The organism is Kluyvera cryocrescens NBRC 102467 (genome assembly GCF_001571285.1).
In the GTDB taxonomy this organism is placed as follows: Bacteria; Pseudomonadota; Gammaproteobacteria; order Enterobacterales; family Enterobacteriaceae; genus Kluyvera; species Kluyvera cryocrescens.
In genome coordinates, this window is the sequence record NZ_BCTM01000007.1 from 102,021 (window position 1) to 123,989 (window position 21,969).

Annotated in this window: 23 protein-coding genes; 18 read left to right on the top strand and 5 right to left on the bottom strand. The window is 51.2% G+C overall.

The window, feature by feature from the left end; translation table 11 throughout:
- The first annotated feature begins 2 nt into the window (after positions 1-2).
- From KCR01S_RS05330 to KCR01S_RS05345, 4 genes are all read left to right on the top strand, one after another.
- A complete protein-coding gene (locus KCR01S_RS05330; protein WP_061280631.1) occupies positions 3-944 on the top strand; it encodes a hypothetical protein in 942 nt (313 codons plus the stop codon).
- A gap of 275 nt (positions 945-1,219) precedes the next feature.
- A complete protein-coding gene (locus tag KCR01S_RS05335) occupies positions 1,220-3,496 on the top strand; it encodes a glycosyltransferase (protein ID WP_082767939.1) in 2,277 nt (758 codons plus the stop codon).
- Positions 3,497-3,512: 16 nt separating this feature from the next.
- Positions 3,513-4,157 carry a class I SAM-dependent methyltransferase gene (locus KCR01S_RS05340; protein ID WP_061280637.1) on the top strand — a complete coding sequence of 215 codons (645 nt, stop codon included), beginning with the start codon at positions 3,513-3,515 and terminating at the stop codon, positions 4,155-4,157.
- A gap of 89 nt (positions 4,158-4,246) precedes the next feature.
- Complete coding sequence (locus tag KCR01S_RS05345) at positions 4,247-4,909, top strand: class I SAM-dependent methyltransferase (RefSeq protein WP_061281003.1); 663 nt, start codon at positions 4,247-4,249, stop codon at positions 4,907-4,909.
- 733 nt (positions 4,910-5,642) lie between these two features.
- Here the strand turns inward: KCR01S_RS05345 and KCR01S_RS05350 are convergent.
- From KCR01S_RS05350 to flgA, 3 genes are all read right to left on the bottom strand, one after another.
- On the bottom strand, positions 5,643-6,080 hold the full coding sequence (locus KCR01S_RS05350; protein WP_061280640.1) for a flagellar protein FlgN: 438 nt from the start codon (positions 6,078-6,080) through the stop codon (positions 5,643-5,645).
- Between the two features lie 3 nt (positions 6,081-6,083).
- Positions 6,084-6,356, bottom strand: coding sequence for a flagellar biosynthesis anti-sigma factor FlgM (flgM, locus tag KCR01S_RS05355; RefSeq protein ID WP_061280643.1), 273 nt, complete (start codon positions 6,354-6,356; stop codon positions 6,084-6,086).
- 131 nt (positions 6,357-6,487) lie between these two features.
- Positions 6,488-7,279, bottom strand: coding sequence for a flagellar basal body P-ring formation chaperone FlgA (flgA, locus tag KCR01S_RS05360; RefSeq protein ID WP_072277098.1), 792 nt, complete (start codon positions 7,277-7,279; stop codon positions 6,488-6,490).
- A gap of 77 nt (positions 7,280-7,356) precedes the next feature.
- Between flgA and flgB the strand changes: the two genes are divergently transcribed.
- The 12 genes from flgB to KCR01S_RS05420 are packed head-to-tail and all read left to right on the top strand — an operon-like array spanning position 7,357 to position 17,113.
- On the top strand, positions 7,357-7,716 hold the full coding sequence (gene flgB, locus KCR01S_RS05365) for a flagellar basal body rod protein FlgB (protein WP_061280646.1): 360 nt from the start codon (positions 7,357-7,359) through the stop codon (positions 7,714-7,716).
- Positions 7,717-7,738: 22 nt separating this feature from the next.
- Positions 7,739-8,164, top strand: coding sequence for a flagellar basal body rod protein FlgC (gene flgC, locus KCR01S_RS05370; protein ID WP_052285048.1), 426 nt, complete (start codon positions 7,739-7,741; stop codon positions 8,162-8,164).
- A gap of 2 nt (positions 8,165-8,166) precedes the next feature.
- The gene (gene flgD / locus KCR01S_RS05375; protein ID WP_061280650.1) at positions 8,167-8,841 is read left to right on the top strand and encodes a flagellar hook assembly protein FlgD; all 675 of its coding nucleotides are present in this window, start codon (positions 8,167-8,169) and stop codon (positions 8,839-8,841) included.
- Positions 8,842-8,877: 36 nt separating this feature from the next.
- Complete coding sequence (flgE, locus tag KCR01S_RS05380; RefSeq protein WP_061280653.1) at positions 8,878-10,068, top strand: flagellar hook protein FlgE; 1,191 nt, start codon at positions 8,878-8,880, stop codon at positions 10,066-10,068.
- A complete protein-coding gene (locus KCR01S_RS05385; RefSeq protein WP_061280656.1) occupies positions 10,068-10,799 on the top strand; it encodes a flagellar basal body rod protein FlgF in 732 nt (243 codons plus the stop codon). The genes flgE and KCR01S_RS05385 overlap by 1 nt, the downstream gene beginning before the upstream one ends.
- A 21-nt stretch (positions 10,800-10,820) precedes the next feature.
- On the top strand, positions 10,821-11,606 hold the full coding sequence (gene flgG, locus KCR01S_RS05390) for a flagellar basal-body rod protein FlgG (RefSeq protein ID WP_061280659.1): 786 nt from the start codon (positions 10,821-10,823) through the stop codon (positions 11,604-11,606).
- Between the two features lie 23 nt (positions 11,607-11,629).
- Positions 11,630-12,295 carry a flagellar basal body L-ring protein FlgH gene (gene flgH / locus KCR01S_RS05395; protein ID WP_061281010.1) on the top strand — a complete coding sequence of 222 codons (666 nt, stop codon included), beginning with the start codon at positions 11,630-11,632 and terminating at the stop codon, positions 12,293-12,295.
- An 11-nt stretch (positions 12,296-12,306) separates the two neighbouring features.
- The gene (locus KCR01S_RS05400) at positions 12,307-13,398 is read left to right on the top strand and encodes a flagellar basal body P-ring protein FlgI (RefSeq protein WP_061280664.1); all 1,092 of its coding nucleotides are present in this window, start codon (positions 12,307-12,309) and stop codon (positions 13,396-13,398) included.
- A complete protein-coding gene (locus KCR01S_RS05405) occupies positions 13,398-13,805 on the top strand; it encodes a rod-binding protein (protein WP_061280666.1) in 408 nt (135 codons plus the stop codon). Before KCR01S_RS05400 ends, KCR01S_RS05405 begins: the two co-directional genes overlap by 1 nt.
- On the top strand, positions 13,792-15,159 hold the full coding sequence (flgK, locus tag KCR01S_RS05410; RefSeq protein WP_061280669.1) for a flagellar hook-associated protein FlgK: 1,368 nt from the start codon (positions 13,792-13,794) through the stop codon (positions 15,157-15,159). Before KCR01S_RS05405 ends, flgK begins: the two co-directional genes overlap by 14 nt.
- A gap of 22 nt (positions 15,160-15,181) precedes the next feature.
- On the top strand, positions 15,182-16,096 hold the full coding sequence (gene flgL, locus KCR01S_RS05415; RefSeq protein WP_072277099.1) for a flagellar hook-associated protein FlgL: 915 nt from the start codon (positions 15,182-15,184) through the stop codon (positions 16,094-16,096).
- Positions 16,097-16,102: 6 nt separating this feature from the next.
- Positions 16,103-17,113, top strand: coding sequence for a hypothetical protein (locus tag KCR01S_RS05420; protein WP_061280673.1), 1,011 nt, complete (start codon positions 16,103-16,105; stop codon positions 17,111-17,113).
- Between the two features lie 38 nt (positions 17,114-17,151).
- On the opposite strand, the gene KCR01S_RS05425 is transcribed toward KCR01S_RS05420, so the two are convergent.
- Together KCR01S_RS05425 and KCR01S_RS05430 are read right to left on the bottom strand one after the other, a co-directional pair.
- Positions 17,152-17,622 (bottom strand): hypothetical protein, encoded by a 471-nt coding sequence (locus KCR01S_RS05425; protein WP_061280677.1) that lies wholly within the window; start codon positions 17,620-17,622, stop codon positions 17,152-17,154.
- A complete protein-coding gene (locus tag KCR01S_RS05430; protein ID WP_061280680.1) occupies positions 17,594-18,544 on the bottom strand; it encodes a winged helix-turn-helix domain-containing protein in 951 nt (316 codons plus the stop codon). The genes KCR01S_RS05425 and KCR01S_RS05430 overlap by 29 nt, the downstream gene beginning before the upstream one ends.
- A gap of 969 nt (positions 18,545-19,513) precedes the next feature.
- Between KCR01S_RS05430 and KCR01S_RS05435 the strand changes: the two genes are divergently transcribed.
- Both KCR01S_RS05435 and fliD read left to right on the top strand, forming a co-directional pair.
- Entirely contained in the window at positions 19,514-20,422 is a 909-nt protein-coding gene (locus KCR01S_RS05435) for a flagellin N-terminal helical domain-containing protein (RefSeq protein ID WP_061280684.1), read from the top strand.
- A 202-nt stretch (positions 20,423-20,624) separates the two neighbouring features.
- Positions 20,625-21,953 carry a flagellar filament capping protein FliD gene (gene fliD, locus KCR01S_RS05440; RefSeq protein WP_061280687.1) on the top strand — a complete coding sequence of 443 codons (1,329 nt, stop codon included), beginning with the start codon at positions 20,625-20,627 and terminating at the stop codon, positions 21,951-21,953.
- Positions 21,954-21,969: the final 16 nt, after the last annotated feature.

The following is a 21,969-nucleotide window of genomic DNA, read 5'->3' on the forward strand; positions in this document are numbered from 1 at the left end:
ACATGGAATTGATTGAACATTACCAACCTGAATTTGTTTCTCGCTTTGATGCGCGGGAAACACCCTGCGCTTGTCCTGCGTGCCAGAGAGCCGAACCGACGTGGCCGCACATCAGCGTGAAGCTGAAAAACCAGCAGCGCGAGAGCCTGGATATTGGCTGTGAAACGGCGGCCAAAGAGATGCTGTTTAACCCGGAAGCCTTTCTTTTGCATATCGAGCAGGCTGCGCCACAGAGCGATGAAATACTGCCGGCATGGAGTGAAGTGCTGAACCAGCAATGCATCAATTTAGCCGTCCACCCGGCGCTGCCGTTGGAGGTGAGCCTGTACGGCATTGGCGTGCTGTTGAGTAAAGCGCAGCAGCATCGAGATAACGGGGAAACCGATCCGGAGCTGCTAACTACCATGACGGAGCAGTTAGCTGAGCTCGCAGAGCAAGGCGTGCTGGAACAACAGTTTGCCATGCTGCCGCCGATTGTTGAGAACCGTATTGCGGCATTAAAAGAGATGGGGGCGATGCGCCTGAACCTGAATCTGCCGATGGTGGAGAAAATGGGTCTGGCGTTGAAATTGAGCGAGCTGTCTATCATGCAGGCGCCCCGCCTGGCGGAGCGCTTACAGACGCTGGAATCGGTGTGGTCCGGTATTGCACTGTTTAACGAACAGCCGCATACGCTGCGCAACATTCTGATTTATCAGCTGTACAGCGACATTTTCCCCGGCGTGAACTGCACCAACTACGGCGAAGTGCTGCTGGGCCTGGCGCGCCAGTTCTTCCAAATCAAAATGCTGTGCGCGATTCGCGCCGAGCAGGGTGAATTAACCCAGGATGATGTGGCCATGTTGGTCAGCGCACTGCGCGGTTGGCAGCAGCAGAATCCGTTCGCGGCTGAAGCGGAGAATACGTCGGATTATAGCCTGCTGAGTGGGTTGTCGTTGCTGTAAGAGGCCCAGCCCTGCGTCGATATGTAGCTTATTGCCTTAAAGAAGATGAGTTAACAAGCACACGCCAGGGCTGTGATTTCCCTCCCGAAAACAGGGTCAGGTTAAATGAAAGTCTCCGGGCTTTTATTTAATTTCCTGTGGAGCATGGCACGGGAAAAAAAGTCTCTCTGATTTAGCCCTGCACTGTTTTTGCAGAATGCACAGACGCGCCGTAGGCAGATTACCTTCTGCGAAACGTTCTACATCTATTATGAAATTAAAATCTGGCCAGGTTCATGAGTTTACAACGTGTTATTACGGCGAATATGCCGATGGAATCTATACTCGCGATTATTGATGAGAATGCGGAAGTTCGGGCGCCATTGACGCTTGAAGGCGCAAACCCAGACAGGTTTTCCATACTTTCAAGATATTTGAATCAAAAGGGCTATGTTTGTATCGGGCAAACAGACCAGCCCTGCACTCATTATTTTGTTGTATTAGATGCAGATAAACAGCGCATTGTGGTTAATGCTACCAATGATAACTTCCATTTTATGCAGCCAGTGATGCAACTGATGCGCGAAAATGGGCATGTCGTCACTGAACTCCCGAGTGCCAACCTCACCAAGGATGCGTTGATTAACGCGCTACGCCATTGTGATGTCGCATGGTTTGAATGGGGCGATACGGCAATCGTTGCGGCCAGTAAACTTCCTAAGTATTGTCGAATCGTGTGCCGAATCCATCGGTATGAACTGTATGGCAATACGATACTGCATACAAACTGGGCCAACGTTGATGAAGTCGTTTTAGTCAGTCAGGCGATGAAGAAACGCTTTATGTCGCTGTTGGGATCTAAACTTCCCCCACACCTTAAAGTGACGGTACTCGCCAATCTGACCGATCATCAGCCGGTTTCGCGGATATCCAAAAAACGGAATCCTTTTTATATTGCTTGTGTAGCCCGTTTTGCTCCACAAAAAAATCTGGTGATGCTATTACCTATTTTACAAGAGCTGGTAAAACAGGATTCACGCTATAAGTTATTTATTGCTGGGCGAATTGAAGATCAGTGTCTGTACGATAGTTTTTGTCAGCTTGTTGATATCTATGGTTTAAGTCGTAACGTGGTGATTTCCGGGAATATTGCATCATCAGAAATGGCGAAGTGGTATTCGGATAAGACATTCTTATTATCGACAAGCTATCATGAATCTCAAGGCATGGGGATATTTGAGGCCATGCTCGCTGGGTTAAAACCAGTCGCCTTCCATGCTCCCGGCGGTTTAAGTGAGTATTTGCCTGAGCAATATTTGTTCACCTCTATTAGTGAAGCGATTACCCTTATAAGCAACGGCAACCAGACGCCAGAAGTCTATATGCAGGAGGCGCAAGCACTGTTGCGCCAGCATGAATTGCCTGAGGAATATATTAAGATATGGCAACCGAGCACAGCGCCGACGCCGTTATTTTCTATTGTTATCCCCTGCTACAACAGAGAGCGATACATTCTTTCGGCGGTGAGTTCAGCGCTTAACCAACGCGACCATCATTTTGAAGTTATCGTTGTTGATGATGGTTCGTCAGATACCAGCCTGGAATTACTGGTGAACATCAAAGATGCCAGATTACGTATTGTTGCTAAACAACATACCAATGCTCCAGACACACGTAATCGTTGTATTACAGAGGCCAATGGTGAGTACTTGGTATGGTTGGACAGCGATGATATTCTGCATGAGAATACGCTGTCTCACTACCGCGATATTTTGCAACGTTTCCCGACAACGGATGTGATTTCTTGCGGGATGGAATTGCTTGGCGGCGATAAACAATATTATTCAATTTACAATCATCCACCGGCAAACTGGTTATCACAATTACCGAATGGTAACTTTATTGCTAACCCTGGGAGCTGTGTCCGCCGTTCACTTTATGGTGAAGTTGGTGGCTATGACGTTACCTATTTACGCGCCCACGACTATGAATTTTGGTCCCGTGCAGTAGGCAATGCCAGCGTAGTGTTTACGCCGCATTGCAATATCTCTTATCGTTTGCACGACGATAATCTTACCGGCATGGGTAAACCGACAAACACAGTGTATGAATATCGTATCTTTGAAAATATTCTGAAGCGCTATCACCTTGATAAGTTATTCCCTGGGAAAACCCGAAAAGAAATAGATGCCTTCATTCATGACCGCCGCAAGATGCTTTATGCTAATACGGGTATCGATAATTTGACGATTGTTTTGGATGCAATAAATACCTCACTTGATATTCTTCTTGAGCAAATTCAAGTATTGGGTATCCAGGATGACAATAAATTCAATATAGTGGTGGTGGCAAATACAGAGCTGCCTCTTTCCAGTATTCCTGTTTTGATTGCGGACTCTCTGGACTCGCAACATATTAAACGCTACCTGGATGAAAGATCACCCGATATCTATCACCGTGCTTTTGTACTACAGCCGAATGCTCCTCTCAGCCCTACTCTGACCGCTGAGCTAAAACACGGAATATTACATGGCGTTCAAATCGCAGAATCTTTTCGCCATATCCATTTTTAAATCATTGGAATAAGTAATGATAAACAACCCATTAGTCTTTAAAAACTCAGAACAATATTGGGACGATCGTTATCGTTTACAGGGAAACTCCGGTGCGGGTTCATATGGCTGTCTGGCTGATTTTAAAGCAAAATCCATTAATCAATTTGTTGCTGATAACAATATCCAATCGGTAATGGAGTTTGGTTGCGGGGATGGTAATCAACTGTCGCTCGCACAATATCCGCGATATACCGGGTTTGACGTATCTGAACATGCCCTACAACGGTGTAAAAAAAGGTTTGATAGCGATCAGACAAAAGATTTTTACCCTGTCAATAAATGGGAAGGGCAGCAGGCTGAGCTAACGCTGTCGCTCGATGTGCTTTATCATCTTATTGAAGATAGTGTTTTTGATAAGTATATGAAAACATTGTTTGACGCGGCAAAACTCTTCGTCATCATTTATAGCTCTAATGATGAGCAGCTGAATCAGTTACTGGGTGGGCATGTTAAGCATGTTCGTCACCGAAGATTTACCGATTGGGTCATGAGTAATATGGCTGACAAATGGGACTTCCACGATCTTATCCCTAACCAATATCCCTTTAATGTTAATGATCAAAATAACACATCATTTTCTGACTTTTATATTTTCCGTCGCGTGGCAGAGTCACTTTAACAAGCGGGGTAAAAAATAGCGATTTGCAGACCTGATTTTTACTCAATTGCTATTTATAACTTATGACACTGAAGCAGAACACGGGAACTATGATGACAGATAACCAGGCATTACTTAACGAAATTATTGAAAAGTATATGGTCATTGCTCAGCGACAAAAAGAGCAATATGAACAAACAATACCCAAGATGAAACTGGAGCAAAGGAATATTGCAAACTGCAAGATTCTACTGGATCGTAAGGTTTTGCTGGAAAACTTACCCAAAGATGCAATTGTTGCAGAAATAGGGGTTGATAAAGGCGATTTCAGCGAACAAATACTGGATATCTGCACTCCAGCCAAACTCTATTTGGTTGATGCATGGCACTCCGAACGTTACCATGATGGCCTTTTCCATCAAGTAACCGAGAGATTTAGCAAAAGAATAGACTCCGGTGAAATTGAAATAAAACGAGGTTTGTCCATTGAGATGGCTGGCGACTTTGCTGATCAATCATTGGATTGGGTTTATATAGACACCGATCATTCTTATGAAACGACTATTCGTGAATTATGTCTTTATGCATCCAAAGTTAAAGTTGGTGGGATTATTTCTGGTCACGATTACACCATGGGTAATTTTATAAAATGGTATCGCTATGGCGTCATTGAGGCCGTCCATCAGTTTTGCGCTACCTTTGACTGGGAGTTGATTTTTATAACTGCAGAAACTATTGAGAATCAAAGTTTTGCGATCAGGAAAATAGGGTAAAATCAGCTACTATACGGATTGTGTCGGGTCAGAAATAAAATCTTCGTGAATATAGATAATCAATGTGACAGTTCATTATTGAGTTTTAAAGATTTATTTCTGACATTCCGTTTTCGTCAGTGTAAGCTTTGCTCTCAGTATTCAACAATTGAGAGATCATCGTTCTAATCGCCATTCCCAATGGTTACTATCCGACTGCCAGGCGATAAATATGTTAGAACAGCCTCGAAGGTATTTATATAACACACTCATCCACGATATTAATATTTTTTGATGTCGTCAAAAGTGATTGATAGACGAAAGATTCACAAAAATGAATGCGGCCAGAACACTAACTTTAATAAGTTGTCCGGCCACACTTATGTTCAGTGTGGTATCATATGTTACTTAATATATCTGATACTAGATTTCTTTTCGCTGATTGACATACATCGTTAAATATTCTGCCAGTTTATCGATGTGTTTATTGTTATGTTCAAGACGCTGAGTAAATATTTTGCTGACCAGACGTTTCTCTTTTGGCATATCTGATAATCATGCAGATACTGAGTGGCATCAGCCATGCACTGCCTGTTTTGGTGTTATATGCAACCTGTGGTAGCGCTTCCGGGATTTAGTCGGCTGACAACGCGGGGCGCTGGCCATATAAGAGAACATCAAGAATGAGAATGGCATCTTAAAATCAACAAGATGTGCTCGTCACCGGCAATAAATTGCCGGGTGGAGATGCTTACTATCCCTGCTGATACAACCAATTCTCAGGTTCACTGGTATTCAACATATTGTTGAGGATGTCCTGCTGCATGCTCAGCAGTGCGCCATTGTATTCGTTGGCGGTTTGGCAGTCAGACGCCTGCTGCTGCAGCCCTTGCCACAGTGCGGAAACAGAAGCGCGATGGGCTTCTGGCAAGCGGGCGATAAGCGCTTGCATGCCTTGGGTATTGGCATCAATCCCTAGCTGACTGAGGATTTGGTAGCGCTGCTGGCTGCTTTGCGACAGCAGTTGATACTGCGCCATGATTTGCACGTTGAGTGCGTCCAGCGCCGCCGCATCGCGGGCAACGATGTGATGGCGCTGTTTTTCGAGTAGCGTGGTCAGGGTATGGTAGTGTTTACGATCTTCCGCCATATCCTGAATCAGTGTTTTAACGCGCTGGGTGGCGTTAGTCATATATTACCTCTGGAAATACTTCTGCATCGCATCAGTTAGCGAGTCTATGTTTACGGCGATCTTGCCGCTGCTGATCGCATCTTTCATCTCGGCAACGCGCGCCATATCCACTTCCGGCAGCGTGCTCAGCTGCGTTTGTGCATCGCCCAGTACCGGGTCGATGGCGGCGCTGCGCGTTACGCTGGTTCCTTCCTGCGCCACGGTGCGAGTTTGCTCCGCGCTGCTGGCTTTATTGATTGCCGTCGTCAGGTTGTACTGTGTAGGTGCTACTTTCATCGCGTTGCCCTCGTTCTCATATGTTGTTGTGGTTGCGTATGAACCTTGCCATGCGGAAGACCGACTTCCTATGCCCTTGTGAGTAAAGAGCGGCCAGGGAGAGGGGCAACTTAAACGGCGATGAAAGATTTTTACTGGCCACTGGCATACACCATGTTGACCACCCCGGTATCCGCGACGATGGCGCTCACGATGCGGCCACTGCTTTCATTTTTCACTTTGATGATCTCACCCTTACGTCCTTTCTTCATGGCTTCACCCATGGTGCGCGCCTCAACGCCGTTTTGCTCGGCAATCATCAGCACGCGCTGCCCGCGATCGACCAGCGTTGGGGAGTCGAGTTGGTTGGTGGTAATGGGCTGTCTGTCGCGAATACGGCGTTTTACCGTCATCCCCATCACATCATCCGGTTTGGTGATGTATTCGCCGCGAGTGCTGCTGATATTGATTTTCTTCAGCGTGATGCTGCTGGCGGAAATGACCTGGCCGCGTTCCAGCGTGTTATTGGCGACGACCACCGGCAGATAGATATCCGGTTTTACGGTCACCGAAATATCCCAACCGTTCGCGCCCTCGCAGCGGACATCAAAACGCAGCCGGTTGATATCAAGGCGATCGCCGCCGGGAATCGAAACGGCAGGTTCCTGATGGCAGACAGCGTACTGCGACGCCTCGGAAGGAATAAACAGATTCATCTTCGCCTGGTAGTCAGGCCACTGACGACGTTTGGCTTCCTGGCGAATGATATCCGCGGCGTGAAGCTGCACGGCGACATAGATTTGTTTGCGGGCGCTGGCCGGGGCTGGGGTGTTGGCAGATACCGTTGATGCGCCGCACAGGACCAGCAGGAAAAAGCCGATGAGGAAGCGGAAATGCCGTTTCACCCTGGCGTGAAGAAAATTCACAAAACCGTTATTAATCATGTAATTAAAACCTTGGCATGAATATTGCTATAAGAATTCGCAGATCATGCAGGTTTAGCATCACGAGGGTGTGAATTGTGAGTATTACTTTTGACAAAGCATTGGGCGTTCATCCACAGGCTGTAGCACTTCGACTTTCCCGAGCAGAGTTGCTGTCAGCGAACCTGGCGAACGTAGATACCCCCAACTTCCAGGCTAAAGATATTGATTTTGCCTCCGAGATGCAACGTTCACGTTCGAGTTTTTCAATGGGAGCGATGCCGTCGGCACCGGAGGAAATGTATCGCGTGCCTTACCAACCTTCTTCGGACGGCAACACCGTTTCGTTGAACGTTGAGCAGGCTGAGTTTGCGAAAAACACCCAGGACTATCAGATGAGCCTGGCATTTTTAAACATGAAGTTCACTGGTCTGAAAACGGCCATTGAAGGCAAGTAATCGACGTAGGTAACCACGGAATATGGCTTTTTCAGATATCTACCGCGTTTCAGGCTCGGCGATGACGGCGCAAACCGTACGTCTGAACACCATCGCCAGTAACCTCGCCAACGCGGAAACCGCCTCGGCGACGGAAACCGGCACCTATAAAGCTCGTCGCCCGGTATTCGCGGCGGTTTATAAGAACGATGAGTTGATGAATGACCGTGCCCTGACCGGCGCTCGCGTTCAGGTGATGGACGTGGTTGAGACCGGAAACGCGGTACAGCGTTATGAACCGAACAACCCGATGGCCAGCGATGACGGCTATGTCTACTACCCGGATGTGAACGTGGTGGAAGAGATGGCGGACATGATGTCGGCCTCACGTGGTTTTGAAACCAACGTGGAAGTTCTTAACAGTATTAAAAGTATGCAGCAAAGCCTGCTGCGACTCGGAGAAGCGTAAGCATGAACGTAGATACCTCATATACCGATAGCCGCAACGGCAGCTCAACCAGCGGTGTGGCTAGCAATAGCACGGCTTCTGGGATGAACACCATGTTTATGCAGCTGTTGGTGGCGCAGATCCAAAACCAGGATCCGCTGAACCCGACGGACGGTACGGAATACGTCAGCCAGCTGGCACAGCTGACGCAGGTGCAATCGATGGAAACCATGTCGCAGCTGATGGCCAACAGCTCGGTGCTGATGGACAACCTGCAAACGCTGACCACCGGCAATCTGGTGGGTCAGCACGTGATGGTGCAGACCGATTCAATTCAGAGCGATGGTGAAACCGCGCTGGATGGACGTATTACGCTGGATCACGCCGCTAACGTGGTCACCGTTATCGTCAAAGATTCTGCCGGCGTTGAGCACAAAATTGAGTTGGGCAAACAGGAAGCCGGTCAGGTGGACTTCAACATCGACCCGGAGGAACTGGGCCTGAGCGAAGGGAAATACACGCTGAGCGTGGTGACCGATACCGGTGAAGAGAACGTGCCTATTGAAATTGGTGGCGTGGTCAGCAACGTGCGTATCCCGCTGGATGGCAGCTCTACCGTGCTGAATATCAACGGATTGGGCGAAATCGCCTACAACAACATTACCCAGTTTGGCTCTGCCTCAAAGAACAAAGCCTGAAGTGAATCAGGTCTCTACATTTAACAGGAATGATTTATGAGTTTTAGTATTGCAACTTCCGGCCTGAATGCCGTTACCGAACAGCTCAACGCGATCTCCAACAACATTGCTAACTCCGGCACCGTTGGCTTTAAATCTGGCCGCGCTGAGTTCTCCGCGCTGTATGCCGAAAGTCAGCCGCTGGGCGTGGGCGTGACGGGGATTACCCAGAGCATCACGAAAGGGGGAAGTATCGCTTCCACCGGTACCGCACTGGATCTGGCGATTAACGGCAACGGCTTCTTTATGGTTCGCGACAGCGCGGGCACCACGGCCTATACCCGTGCGGGCTATTTCGGCACCGACAGCAACGGCAACCTGATCAACAACCAGGGCATGTACATGCAGGGCTATCCGGTGGATGCCAACGGCACGTTGCAGGTGGGTACCATCAGCAACCTGACCATCAGCAGCGGCTCTATTCCAGCGCAGGCGACCAAAAGCATCGACTTCACGGCGAATATGGATGCGCGCGCGGAAGTGCCGGCAACCTCCCCGTTCGACCCGAAAGATAACACCAGCTACAACAACTCCTATACCACCCAGGTGTATGACTCGCTGGGTCGTGAGCACACCCTGAATCAGTACTTTGTGAAAACGGGTGATAACACCTGGCAGGTTCACTATTACATGGATGACGCGGAAGTGCCTGGATCGATGAAGGATCTGACGTTTAACACCCAGGGGATTTTGACCGACCCAACCAGTGCGGTGAAGTTAAATGCAGCTATTCCAGGTGCCGAGGCAATGGAAATTGCTCTGACCTACAACAACACCACCCAGTACGGTTCCGATTTCTCCGTCAGCAAAAATAAAGGCGATGGCTATGCCTCCGGAGAGCGTACTGGGCAGGCTATCGATCAAGACGGCAGCGTCTATGCCACCTTCTCTAACGGCGAACGTCTGCTGCAGGGACAGCTGGTTCTGGCGAACTTCACCAACCCGAACGGCCTGCAGTCGCAGGACGGCACCACCTGGGCGCAAACCGCCAGCTCCGGTGCGCCGCTGACCGGGGCGCCGGGCACCGGCCTGCTGGGTTCTATCGTCTCCGGGGCGCTGGAATCTTCAAACGTCGATCTGACCTCCGAACTGGTGGGCCTGATGACCGCACAGCGTAACTACCAGGCGAACACTAAAGTGATCAGCACTAACGACAGCATGATGAACGCGCTGTTCCAGGCCGTGTAATGGATCGCTTAATTTTTACCGCCGTCAGCGGTGCGTCGCGGAGCCTGTCTCAACAGGAGATCCACGCCAACAACCTGGCGAACGTCAACACCGAAGGTTTTCGCAGCGATCTCGACAACGCGCTGACCCAGCAGGTTAACGGGGAAGGCTACGCCTCCCGTTATCTGGCTGAGCCGACGCAAGGTGGCGTGAATATGGCGCCGGGCGCGGTGCGGGAAACCGGACGCGACCTGGATATCGCCGTTAAAGGCGATGGCCTGATTACGCTGCGCAGCGGCAACCGTGAGGTCTATACCCGTAATGGGCAGATTGATGTGAATGCGGAAGGCGAACTGTCGGTTAACGGTCTGCCGCTGGAAGGCGACAACGGGCCGATCGTACTGCCGCCGTTTTCCTCGGTTGCCATTGGCGAAGACGGGGTGATCACCATTGTCCCTGATGACGGGGATATTGCTGCACCGATGGACGTAGACCGCATCAAGCTGGTGAATATTCCCGCCGACGCGCTGCGTAAAAATGAAGCCGGCTACCTGGTCACCAACGCCACGGTCAACCCGCGTGATGAAGACGTCACGGTCGCCGCTGGGCATCTGGAGTCGGCCAACGTGTCGGCTATTAATGAGATGGTCTCCAGCATTGCGTTAAACCGCCAGTTTGAAGCGCAAATCAAGATGATGAAAGCGGCGGAAGACCTTGCCACCGCCGGTAACCGCTTGATTCGCGGCTCCTGATAATACGATTAAGGAACACAGATGAATCCCGCTTTATGGATCAGTAAAACTGGGTTAGCGGCGCAGGACGCCAAAATGACCGCCATTTCCAACAACCTGGCGAACGTTAACACCACCAGTTTTAAACGTGACCGCGCCATGTTCGCCGATCTGTTCTATCAGAATCAGCGTACCCCGGGCGGCCAGCTTGACCAGAACAACGTCTCGCCAACCGGCATTCAGTACGGTACCGGCGTGAAGATTGTCGGCACTCAGAAAGAGTTCACCGTCGGCAGCATTCAAAACACCGGGCAGAGCCTGGACGTGGCGATCTCCGGCCAGGGCTTTTTCCAGGTGGAAACCGCCACCGGGGATATCGCCTATACCCGTGCGGGTAACCTGCAGAAAACGCCAGAAGGCGTGCTCACGACCGCTCAGGGTTTGCCGCTGATCCCGCAGATTGAACTGCCGGATAACGTCAAAGATATCCAAATTGGTAAAGACGGCACCATCACCGCCACCGTGGCAGGGGAGACGGATGCGGTTGAGCTGGGCCAGCTGACGCTGGTGAACTTCGTCAATCCGGCCGGCCTGGAAGCCATCGGCGGCAACCTGTATCTCGAAACCGCGGCCAGCGGTGAAGCGGTAGAAGGTGTACCCGGCGAAGAGGCGTTTGGCCAGCTGGAGCAGGGTTCTCTGGAAGGATCCAACGTGCAGGTTGTTGAAGAGATGGTCGACATGATCACCGTTCAACGAGCCTATGAAATGAACGCCAAAATGGTATCTGCCGCAGACGACATGCTGAAGTTTGTCACGCAGTCGATGTAACGGCAGGCAGTAAAGTGAAAGCGATGAAAAAGCAGGTAGCAATGGGTTTGCTCGTGCTGGCACTGGCGGGCTGTGAAAGCCCGGCACTGCTGGTGCAAAAGGATGATGCGGCGTACGCGCCGCCGGAAGATTTTTCCATGCCGGACACCAAGGTGCGCGGCGGCGGGGTCTACAACAGCGGCTATAACTGGTCGCTGATTCAGGACCGTCGCGCCTACCGTATTGGTGACATCCTGACCGTGAAGCTGGATGAGTCGACGCAGGCGAGCAAGCAAGCGCGAACCAACTTCGGCAAGAAAAATGACGTGTCGATGGGCATCCCGGAGGCCTTTGGCCACTCGGTCGACAAGCTGTCGGGCTCGGTCGACGGTAGCCGCAACTTCAACGGCAGCGCCACGTCGCAACAGCAAAACAGCCTGCGAGGGGCTATCACCGTGGCGGTTTATAAAGTGCTGCCTAACGGCGTACTGGCGATCCGCGGTGAAAAATGGCTCACCCTCAACCAGGGCGATGAGTATATGCGCGTGACGGGGCTGGTGCGTGCCGACGATATCGAACGCGACAACTCCATCTCATCGCAGCGTATTGCCAACGCCCGCATCTCGTATGCCGGTCGCGGCGCGTTGAGCGATGCGAACGCCGCCGGATGGCTGGTGCGCTTCTTTAACCACCCGCTGTTCCCAATCTGACGGAGGCCAAGATGTTTAAACATATTCTGTTGCTGCTGAGCCTCTTTTGCGCCACCGCAATGGCGCAGCCGCTGCGTGACGTGGTGGATATTCAGGGTGTTCGTGGTAACCAACTGATCGGCTATAGCCTGGTCGTTGGTCTCGACGGGACCGGTGATAAAAACCAGGTGAAATTTACCAGCCAGTCGGTCACCAATATGCTGCGCCAGTTTGGCGTACAGCTGCCGGCAAAAATTGACCCGAAAGTGAAGAACGTGGCCGCCGTTGCCATCAGTGCGACGCTGCCGCCGGGCTACTCGCTTGGGCAGAGCATTGATGTCACCGTCTCCTCGATTGGCGATGCCAAAAGCCTGCGCGGCGGTACGCTGCTGCTCACCCAACTACGCGGTGCTGACGGTGAAGTTTACGCGCTGGCGCAGGGCAACGTGGTGGTTGGCGGCGTGAAGGCCGAAGGAAATAGCGGCTCCAGCGTGACGATCAATACGCCAACCGTCGGCCGCGTGCCAAACGGTGGCTCGGTAGAACGCGAAATTGCCAGCGATTTCCAGCAGGAGCCGATGGTGATGCTGAATATCAAACGTCCAAGCTTTAAAACCGCCAACAGCGTGGCGCTGGCACTGAACAATGCGTTTGGCGCAGGAACGGCAACAGCGCAGAGCGCAACCAACGTGGCGGTACGCGCACCAATGGGCGCCGGTGCCCGCGTGGCCTTTATGTCGGCGCTGGAAGATGTCCAGGTGAACGCCGCCAAGCAGCCGCCGCGCGTGGTGTTTAACGCACGCACCGGCACCGTGGTTATCGGCGATGGCGTGATTGTCCGCGCTGCGGCGGTTTCGCACGGCAACCTGACCGTGACCATTCGTGAATCTTCCAACGTCAGCCAGCCGAACGCCTTCGGCCAGGGCCAGACGGTGGTGACGCCGGAAAGTGACGTCAGCGTCAACCGCGGTCGTGGACAAATGGTGACGATTGCTGCCGGAACCAGTCTGCGCAGTATTGTGAATACGCTCAACAGCCTGGGCGCCGCACCGGACGACACCATGGCTATCCTGCAGGCGCTGCATGAAGCCGGTGCGCTCGATGCTGAACTGGTGGTGATGTAATGCTTAACGCCATTAACCGACAAACGTCTATTCTGCCCGGCGACATGACCGGGCAGGTCAAAGCGCAAAACCTGGAACAGGCCGCCGAGCAGTTTGAAGCGCTGATGCTGCGGTCCATGCTTTCGCAAATGCGTAAAGCGGCTGACGTACTGGGGGAAGATAATCCTTTTAACAGCAAACAGCAGCGCATGATGCGTGATTTCTACGATGACAAGATGGCATCCGAGCTGGCTTCCCAGCGCAGCACCGGGATTACGCAGATGATCATCAATCAGCTTTCACCTCAGGTGGCGACGCCGCTTAAGAATGAGGCGGGTGCGGCCGCTTTACAGGGACAACCGCAAGAACTTAAAACGCCCGTCGTTCCCGTGACCCGTAGGGCAGGAGTAAGCCATGAGTATGATTAATATTGCCTTCAGTGGTCTGCAGGCCGCCCAGCTGGGCATGAACGTGACGTCGATGAATACCGCCAACTACCTGACCTCTGGCTATAGCCGTCAGGGCATTATCCAGAGCGCGGTGGGGCCGATGGGCGAAGCGGGGATTTCTCCCGGTAGCGGCGTACAGGTGGATAGCATTCGCCGTATTTCCAGCCAGTATCTGGTCAATCAGGTGTGGCAGACCAACAGCAAGTCTAACTATTACAGCATGGGCAACCAGTACATCAGCTCGCTGGAGAAGGTGATTGGCACCGACTCCACCAGTCTGGGGACCGGCCTTGATGATTTCGTTAGCGCGATGAGCGCCCTGACGCAGCAGCCCGAATCCCCGGCGCTGCGCCAGCAGCTGTTGAATCAGGCGAATACGTTAGCAACCCGCTTCAACAGCATGAATGACTTCATCTCCAGTCAGAAAGAGTCCATCACCACTCAGCGCGGGGCGATGGTCGATCAGATCAACACCCTGAGCGGTGGGATTGCCGACTACAACAAGAAAATTGTTGAGATGGAAGCCACCGGTGGTAATGCCAGCGTGCTGCGCGATCAGCGTGATGAGTTGGTGAAGCAACTGAGTTCGATGGCCGATGTGAAGGTCAGCGACGACAGCAGCGGTTATACCGTGTCGCTGAGCAACGGCCAGCCGCTGGTGAGTGGTAAAACCGCCGGGCAACTGAGTGCCGGGACGGACGGCAACGGTAATTCGACGCTGACCCTGAAGTTCTCCACCAGCGAGTTTTCTCTTAACCCGTCTGCGGGCGGGCAACTGGGGGCGCTGTACGATTATGAAACCGGCACCCTGAAGCAGATGAGCGACTCGGTGCAGGGCATGGCCGAAGCCGTCGCGAATCTGTTCAATGACCAACTGGCAAAGGGTTACGATCTTAACGGTAATGCCGGGAAACCGCTGTTCAACTTCGACCTGTCTAACCCGGTCGGCATGCTGCAGGTCAATGACCTTACGCCAGAAGAACTGGCGCTGTCGGGCGATCCGAATGAGCCGGGCAACGGTGATAACCTCAAAGAACTCATTGAGCTGAAAAACCAGAAAACCAATATCCCGGGTCTGGGCAATATGAGCCTGAATGAAGGCGCTGCCGCGATTATCTCAACCATCGGTATTGCCAGTAAGCAGAGCAAAACGGAAATGGAAGCAGCCGTGGCGGTCAGCGAACAGGCGCAGAACCAGCGCGATAACCTGAGCGCGGTCAATCAGGATGAAGAGGCGATCAACCTGCAGGTCTATATGCAGGCCTATACCTCAAATATGAAGGTTATCGCCGCCGGTAATCAGATTTTCAACGATCTTCTCAGCATTTTTTAAGCGCTATTAGGGACATCAACATATGCGTATTAGTAGCCTTTACAATTCAAACGCCATGCTGTCGCAACTCGGCACCAACGGGAACCGCGTGGCGAAACTGATGGAACAGCTGTCGTCGCAAAAGCGCGTCAACGTACCGTCGGACGATCCGGTCGCCGCCAGCCGCCTGGTGCAGTTGGGCCGTGAACAGGCCGCGATTAAACAGTATCAAAGCAATATCACCAGCCTCTCCGGCGCGCTGTCGGTGCAGGAGTCGCACATTACCGCAATGAGCAATCAGGTGCTGGCGGTCGGCGATAAGCTCAAGTTGGCCAATAACAGTACGCTGAGCCAGAAAGACCTGGCAAGCTACGGTGCCGAGCTGGGCTCCATGCTGGATTCGCTGGTGGCATCGATGAACAGTAAAAATGAGAATGGCAGCTACCTGTTCTCAGGCACGATGACCGGCAGTAAAACCGTTGAGCTGGATGCAAACGGTAAATATGTGTTTGGTGGCAATGAGAATTCGCGCGATACCATCGTTGCCAACGGCGTCAGCATTACCGAGAACACCAATATCTCGCACGCTTTTTCCAGCTCCGGTAACGATCTTGAAATGCTGAATAAGCTGAAAGAACTCAGCGAAAAGATGCAGGATCCGAACGCCAACTACGCGGACTATCAGGACGACCTGTCGGCGATGATCGATATGAGCCAATCGACCAGCGACAACCTGGGCGCACTGTTTACCGATCTCGGTGGCCGTCAGAACCGTTTGACGCTGATTAGCGATGCGCATACCGACGTGAGCCTATCGAATGCGCAGGTTGAAACCGATCTGAACGCGGCCGATTCGGCGACCACGACCATTAATCTGCAGCTGTATATGACCTCCATGCAAATCACCAATAAGTCCTACAGCATGATCAGCCAGCTCAACCTCTTCAGTATGTTGTAATCCATTATGCAAGTTGGTTTAAAAACAGCATCTCTGACCACTTCCGCCCCGAATACCACCGGGCGCGGAAGTATTGATGCACCCCAAAGCGTTGGACGTGTTAATACGCCCGAGGCCGTTTCTACCCGTAATGCATTCCCCGAGGCCGCGCTGCTTTCGCGTCGTCCAATGCGCTACAACGTGCAGCTGAATCAGCAGCTTACTGCGGTTCAGCAGGCCGATAGCTATCTGGCCAAAACGGAAACGCAGCTGTTGCAGCTGCGTCAGTCCGCTTCGCGCGGCGGTGATTCAGGGGCGCAGGTCAGCGCATTGCAAAAGCATCTGACCCAACGTACACAGCTTTCTGGCGGTACGATTGACCGGCATTTGACGGTTTCTCTGGGACAAAAAAGTACGGTCAATTTTACCCTGCCGGGCAGTGAAAAACTGCTGAGCCAGCCGGGCGGCGAAACGCTCGTCTTCTCGCTCGGCGGCCGCCAGCGGGAGATGGTGGCGGTTGCGCTGCCGCAAGAAGCCACGCCGCGCCAGACGCTGCTCAAGCTCAACGTTGGCTTAGGGCGTTTAGGGATTCACGCGAACCAGACCGGCAGCGGCCAACTGGTGTTCAGCGTGGATGAAAGCCGCTGGGAGCGGGTCAGCGGGCAGTTTACGGTGCGCGGAGAAGGTCAACATTTCCCCGCCGATGCCTTTACCCTGCTTGCGCCGCAGGCTGAGAACGCCAGCAGCGATGAGATGCTCGCGCTGTCCGGCCGCCGGGAGCGTGAGGGGATGATGAAGTTACAAAATACCCTTGAACATATCACCACTCAGCGCAGCCAACTGCGTCAGAAGCAGGACCGCGTGACTTCGCGCATCAATGACATGTCGACCGCTTATAGCCCGAAGCAGGCGCTGGAAACCTCACGTGGCTTGGGCGAAGCGCTGGCGAAAAGCGGCGATAGCTTCGGTTCGCTGTCGCAGGCATTAGGGGCGCAGGCCAATGTGCGTCTGGCAACGGTTAAAAATCTGCTGGGATAGATGCATAGACCGGAGCGATAAACCGCTCCGGTGAAGGGCTAGTTATGCATTGGGTAGAGGAAGATCGCGCCGTTTTGCCCGACAACCAGCGACTGCTTGTTGAATGAGATTGGCTCCATCCAATAGTTGGAGTACATCAGTTGGTCGACAAGCCCATCAATCATCAGCCCTTTTTGTTCGGTACTGTAGTAGATAGGCGTCAGGTTAAAGTAAATTCGCCCATGTTTTTTCTGTGTCGGCGTGAATTTGCCTTTTAGCACAAAACGGTTGTCGTTGGGGTTGGTGATGGTGGTCATGATCATCCCCCGTGTGGTTTGCAGACGGACGTTATAGATCTCTTTTTGCTGCGACATCAGGTCGTAGAAACCCATCTGAAAACCGCCCTCTACGGTACCTTGAGGTAACGCGGAATTGGCGGGATAGAGCTTCATTGCTATCGCCCCCAGCCCAACCAGAACCATCATCAGCACAATCAGCAGATTAACTCGCTTTGCACGTTGCCATTTCATTGAGCTTCCTCCGGGTTTCGCGCAGAATCAGGTTGTTGAGTTGTAACGTATCAAGACGCCAGTGATCGATAGCCATCGACAGCTGTTTCTCATCACACTTATTGGTCAGCATAAAACTGTAGTTCAGCGACGAGTTGTTGCTGTGGAAGTAGACATGCATCGAGACCGACTTCAATTTAATCTGCTGGTTTAACGCATACAGCGAGTCTTTGAGCTTGCTGTACAGGTTGGCGGACATATAGGCCGGATCGCCGGCGGTTTCCACCGAATAAAGATGAATATTGCTGTAGATGCCGGGCTGAATTTCCCGTACCACCTGACGCTCGCCCATCCCGCTAAACAGATACCAACTGGTGGCAAACGTCACGCTGACGGCGACCAGAAGAACCAGCAAGAAGTAGACCATCCGGGGGTGACGCGATTGAGCGGTGGCTTCCGGGGCGATAAGAGGGGCCGAGGTCTCACTGCGGTTTTCAGTCTGTACCGGTTCTGCGTCCGATTCGCCCGACAGCGGTAAGTCGATATTTTCTTCTTCTGTGGCTATTGCCGCTGCGGCCTCGTCTTCCGTTTCGTTGACTTCGTCTTCATCTTTTTCCACCACGCAGCAGTACTCTGCCTCCAGCAGATAACCTTTACGCGGAATGGTCTTAATAATGCGCTGATTTTTTCCGTCATCTTCCAGCGCGGTGCGCAATGCGTGAATGGCGTTGGGCAGGCTGTTATTACCGATGACCCGACGTTCCCATACCAGATTGGTCAGTTCTTCACGCGTGAAGATCTTACCGGCATCCTGCACCAGGATATCAAGAAGTTTAAGCTGGTATTCCCCCAGCCTTTTACGCTCTCCGGTCGTTAAATGAAGAATCGAACCAGACGCGACATCAACCAGCCAGTTATTTACAGAACAGTAGCGTTTATTCATTTATGTTTATGGATTCAACCACCCCAGGAAATGGTGACAATCAGTGGATACTCAACGTCCTCAGAAATTTTCTGATTGAGTGGTCAACTCCATTTAGAATTCTTAATGAATGCCGCGTGCCTGCGGGAGAGTACAGATGGACGTTATGTGCTTCCAGGAGAGGTGTCAGTTTACTGTTACAACGGAAATGCTTTCGTCTGCAATACGCCTCAACGGGAAGGAATAATTTTTTCCTGCGCTCTTTTTACGCGATAAAAGTGTGATGCGCAACAGGCTTTTTAACATTGGCAGTTGAATGAAAAGCATTATTTATGGCGGAAGTTAACAACGATAGTTAAATAAAACTTATGTTAATTAGGTGATCACAGAGTGAACCCGCTGTGTTATTGCTGTGATCTAATTGCTTAACGGTACTATTTTTGTGCAGCGTTAATAAATATTAAAAAATAGATTTAATTTTTGTTCTTTTTTTGTCGTTTTAATACTTATTTTGCTTTATACCGGAAACATACGAGAAGTGAATTAGGGCTAATCCGATTAAGTTAACAGGATTTATGAGATAAGTCGCTGGAAAATAAAAATGATGGGGTAACCAAGAGAATAAAAAAATTGAGAAACCATAAAGTAAAAGTGGGTATTTGCCGAAAAAGCGAAGAAACATCGTGATACAAAAAGATGAGACCCTCAGCGGGGCGATAAATGCGCTCAGCTAGGCCGTACCGACCCACGATACCGGCACCAATGGTCTTGTCTATATAGAGATATATTGTGAAACGATATAGAGAAACACGCGTAACAGAAGATGGAGCGGAAGATTTTTCAAGATTAAAATTATTTGAAATCAATTGGTTATATGTGTTTTCTCTGTTTTTTCCATCATTTTATTCGTTGTGATTTAATCTTTGCTCCTGGCGTGTCGTCTTTAATTATTACAACAACCGAATACACAGACGAAATAAGGAATCATTTATGTCTCTCTCTATCTTCACTAACGCATCTTCCATGGCATCCACCAATGCGATGAACAAATCCAACAGCCTGCTGTCCACCGCGATGGAACGCCTGGGCACCGGCAAACGTATCAACTCTGCGGCTGACGATGCGGCTGGTCTGCAGATTGCAACCCGTCTTCAGGGCCAGACCAACGGTATGACCGTTGCACAACGTAACATCTCTGATGCTACAGCTCTGCTGCAGACTGCGGAAGGCGCGTTCGACGAAGTGAGCAACATCATGTACCGCATGAAAGACCTCGCAACTCAGGCAGCGAACGATACTAACACTTCGAAAGATCGTACCGCGATCAACTCCGAGTTGGACGAACTGAACTCTGAGTTAAACAATATTATGAAGAACACTTCCTATGCGGGAGACAAACTGTTCGGTGATACCGGTAAATTCGCTAACGAAATGAACTTCCAGATTGGTTCCAGCACCGATGAAACCATGAAAGTTAACCTTTCCGCCGATCTGAAAGGTGGTGCTACTGGTCTGCTGAACGCGACCGGAGCATTTAGTGACATTGGTAAAACCGGTGGTGCTACAGGTGCTAGCTCTTACTATAACACCACGAGTGGAATGACGATCTCAAACGCTTCCGGCGCTAAGAATATGATTACCGACCTTGAAAACGCGTTGAACTCTGTTGGTAAGGTTCGTTCCGAGATGGGTGCTAAAATCAACCGCCTGGGCCACACCGCGGCTAACCTGGCGAATATGAAAGACAACACCGATCTGGCGCTGAGCAACATCCGTGATGCGGATTACGCGACTGAAGCCTCTTCCATGTCCCGTAACCAGCTGCTGGCGCAGACCAGCATGTCCATGCTGAAGCAGTCCAACAGCATGTCCAGCATGGTGATGTCCCTGCTGGGCTAATCCATCCCGGATTGAGCGTAAAAAACACCGCTGTATGGCGGTGTTTTTGTATCCGGCTTTCCCTTCCTCTCTGCCGGAAAAAGCGGAAATGGCTGTTCCTGCACATAATTAAACCACTTAAAATCAATAACTTAAAAGTTGGCACGATAGTTGCTATATCCATTGCATACCGATCATGGCTTGCGTGCCTGGAGAACCTATTATGTCTGATTTCGACCCATCAACACTGGCCACTCAGCTGGCTGGCTACGACATTATTGCGCTGCAAACCTCGATCGCAAAACAAACCAAAAATCTCGATGCCCAGACCAAGGCACTAGCGTCCTTACGCACCGCGCTGACGACGTTCCGCAGTTCAATTACGGCGCTGAACTCAACCTCCGCCAGCGTGCTGAAAAACTCGGCCACCATGAACCAGGAAGGCATTGCGACCATTACCGCCAGCGCCAGCGCGAAGAAAGGGACCTACAGCCTCAACATCACCCAGTTGGCGACCGCTCAGCAGAAGGGTTTTGAAGACCTCGACGATGACGCGATTAAAAATGCCACCGGTACGCTAAAAATCAATCTTAACGGTGAAAGCATTGAGGTTGAGATGGATGGTCTGAACAGCCTGGCCGATTTTGCCGAGGCGATTAATAAAACCGACTTCCCGAGCGCATCGAACTCAAACACGGCAACCAGTGCCCAGAATGGCGTTACCGCGTCTCTGATGCGCGTTGATGGCAAAGTGTCGCTGATCCTAAACAGCGACCAGAGCGGTGAGAAGTACGATATCCAGCTTGATACCAGCGGCATGACCAACGGTCAGAATATTTTTGATAAAGAAGAGATTATGACTGCAGGTAAAGATGCCATCTTTACCCTCGGTGATTCCGCTAAGGAGTACAAGAGTAGCTCCAACACCCTGGATAGCCTGGTTGATGGTGTTTCTATCAAGCTGACCAGCACCACCGAGGCTAACAAGCCGCTGATTATCTCTATCGATACCGATACCACTGAGACCCAAAACCAGGTTCAGGCTTTCCTCGATGCGTACAACTCACTGCGTGAAACCGTTGCGGGTATGACTGCGACGGGTAGCGGCTCTGATTCGCGTGGTGCATTTGCGGGCGATGCCAGTATCTCTGCACTGACCAGCGAACTGAGCAACATGCTGCGCGGCACATTCGGTGAACAGAATATGAGTAAGTTCGGTATCAGCGCGGATAAAGACGGCAAGCTCAAAATTGATTCTAAAGTACTGGAAGAGCAGCTCAAAAATGACCCGCAGACCGTCGCCCAGTTCTTTAACGGCAATGATGGCCTGATCAAGTCGATGGATAAGTCACTGGATAAATACCTCAGTAGCAGCAGCGGCCTGCTAAAGGGCCGTCAGGAAACGCTCGATCGCCAGAAGACGGAAATCGACAACAAAACCGAAAAAATGAATACGCGTTATGAGTCTTCGTATAACCGCTATCTCAAGCAGTTTACGCAGCTCCAGTCGCTGATGACGCAGATGAACAACACCATGAGTATGTTTAGTTAATTCAAAGGGAAAGACC

Excerpts from the sequence above, each read along its gene's own strand:
- flgG (WP_061280659.1), top strand. The coding sequence starts at position 10,821 with ATGAATCCCGCTTTATGGATCAGTAAAACTGGGTTAGCGGCGCAGGAC.
- KCR01S_RS05425 (WP_061280677.1), bottom strand. The coding sequence starts at position 17,622 with ATGAAATGGCAACGTGCAAAGCGAGTTAATCTGCTGATTGTGCTGATG.
- KCR01S_RS05435 (WP_061280684.1), top strand. The coding sequence starts at position 19,514 with ATGTCTCTCTCTATCTTCACTAACGCATCTTCCATGGCATCCACCAAT.
- KCR01S_RS05345 (WP_061281003.1), top strand. The coding sequence starts at position 4,247 with ATGATGACAGATAACCAGGCATTACTTAACGAAATTATTGAAAAGTAT.
- KCR01S_RS05335 (WP_082767939.1), top strand. The coding sequence starts at position 1,220 with ATGAGTTTACAACGTGTTATTACGGCGAATATGCCGATGGAATCTATA.
- KCR01S_RS05385 (WP_061280656.1), top strand. The coding sequence starts at position 10,068 with ATGGATCGCTTAATTTTTACCGCCGTCAGCGGTGCGTCGCGGAGCCTG.
- flgL (WP_072277099.1), top strand. The coding sequence starts at position 15,182 with ATGCGTATTAGTAGCCTTTACAATTCAAACGCCATGCTGTCGCAACTC.
- flgC (WP_052285048.1), top strand. The coding sequence starts at position 7,739 with ATGGCTTTTTCAGATATCTACCGCGTTTCAGGCTCGGCGATGACGGCG.
- flgK (WP_061280669.1), top strand. The coding sequence starts at position 13,792 with ATGAGTATGATTAATATTGCCTTCAGTGGTCTGCAGGCCGCCCAGCTG.
- flgH (WP_061281010.1), top strand. The coding sequence starts at position 11,630 with ATGAAAAAGCAGGTAGCAATGGGTTTGCTCGTGCTGGCACTGGCGGGC.
- flgE (WP_061280653.1), top strand. The coding sequence starts at position 8,878 with ATGAGTTTTAGTATTGCAACTTCCGGCCTGAATGCCGTTACCGAACAG.
- KCR01S_RS05330 (WP_061280631.1), top strand. The coding sequence starts at position 3 with ATGGAATTGATTGAACATTACCAACCTGAATTTGTTTCTCGCTTTGAT.
- KCR01S_RS05420 (WP_061280673.1), top strand. The coding sequence starts at position 16,103 with ATGCAAGTTGGTTTAAAAACAGCATCTCTGACCACTTCCGCCCCGAAT.
- flgD (WP_061280650.1), top strand. The coding sequence starts at position 8,167 with ATGAACGTAGATACCTCATATACCGATAGCCGCAACGGCAGCTCAACC.
- KCR01S_RS05340 (WP_061280637.1), top strand. The coding sequence starts at position 3,513 with ATGATAAACAACCCATTAGTCTTTAAAAACTCAGAACAATATTGGGAC.
- fliD (WP_061280687.1), top strand. The coding sequence starts at position 20,625 with ATGTCTGATTTCGACCCATCAACACTGGCCACTCAGCTGGCTGGCTAC.
- KCR01S_RS05430 (WP_061280680.1), bottom strand. The coding sequence starts at position 18,544 with ATGAATAAACGCTACTGTTCTGTAAATAACTGGCTGGTTGATGTCGCG.
- flgA (WP_072277098.1), bottom strand. The coding sequence starts at position 7,279 with ATGATTAATAACGGTTTTGTGAATTTTCTTCACGCCAGGGTGAAACGG.
- flgM (WP_061280643.1), bottom strand. The coding sequence starts at position 6,356 with ATGAAAGTAGCACCTACACAGTACAACCTGACGACGGCAATCAATAAA.
- KCR01S_RS05405 (WP_061280666.1), top strand. The coding sequence starts at position 13,398 with ATGCTTAACGCCATTAACCGACAAACGTCTATTCTGCCCGGCGACATG.
- KCR01S_RS05400 (WP_061280664.1), top strand. The coding sequence starts at position 12,307 with ATGTTTAAACATATTCTGTTGCTGCTGAGCCTCTTTTGCGCCACCGCA.
- KCR01S_RS05350 (WP_061280640.1), bottom strand. The coding sequence starts at position 6,080 with ATGACTAACGCCACCCAGCGCGTTAAAACACTGATTCAGGATATGGCG.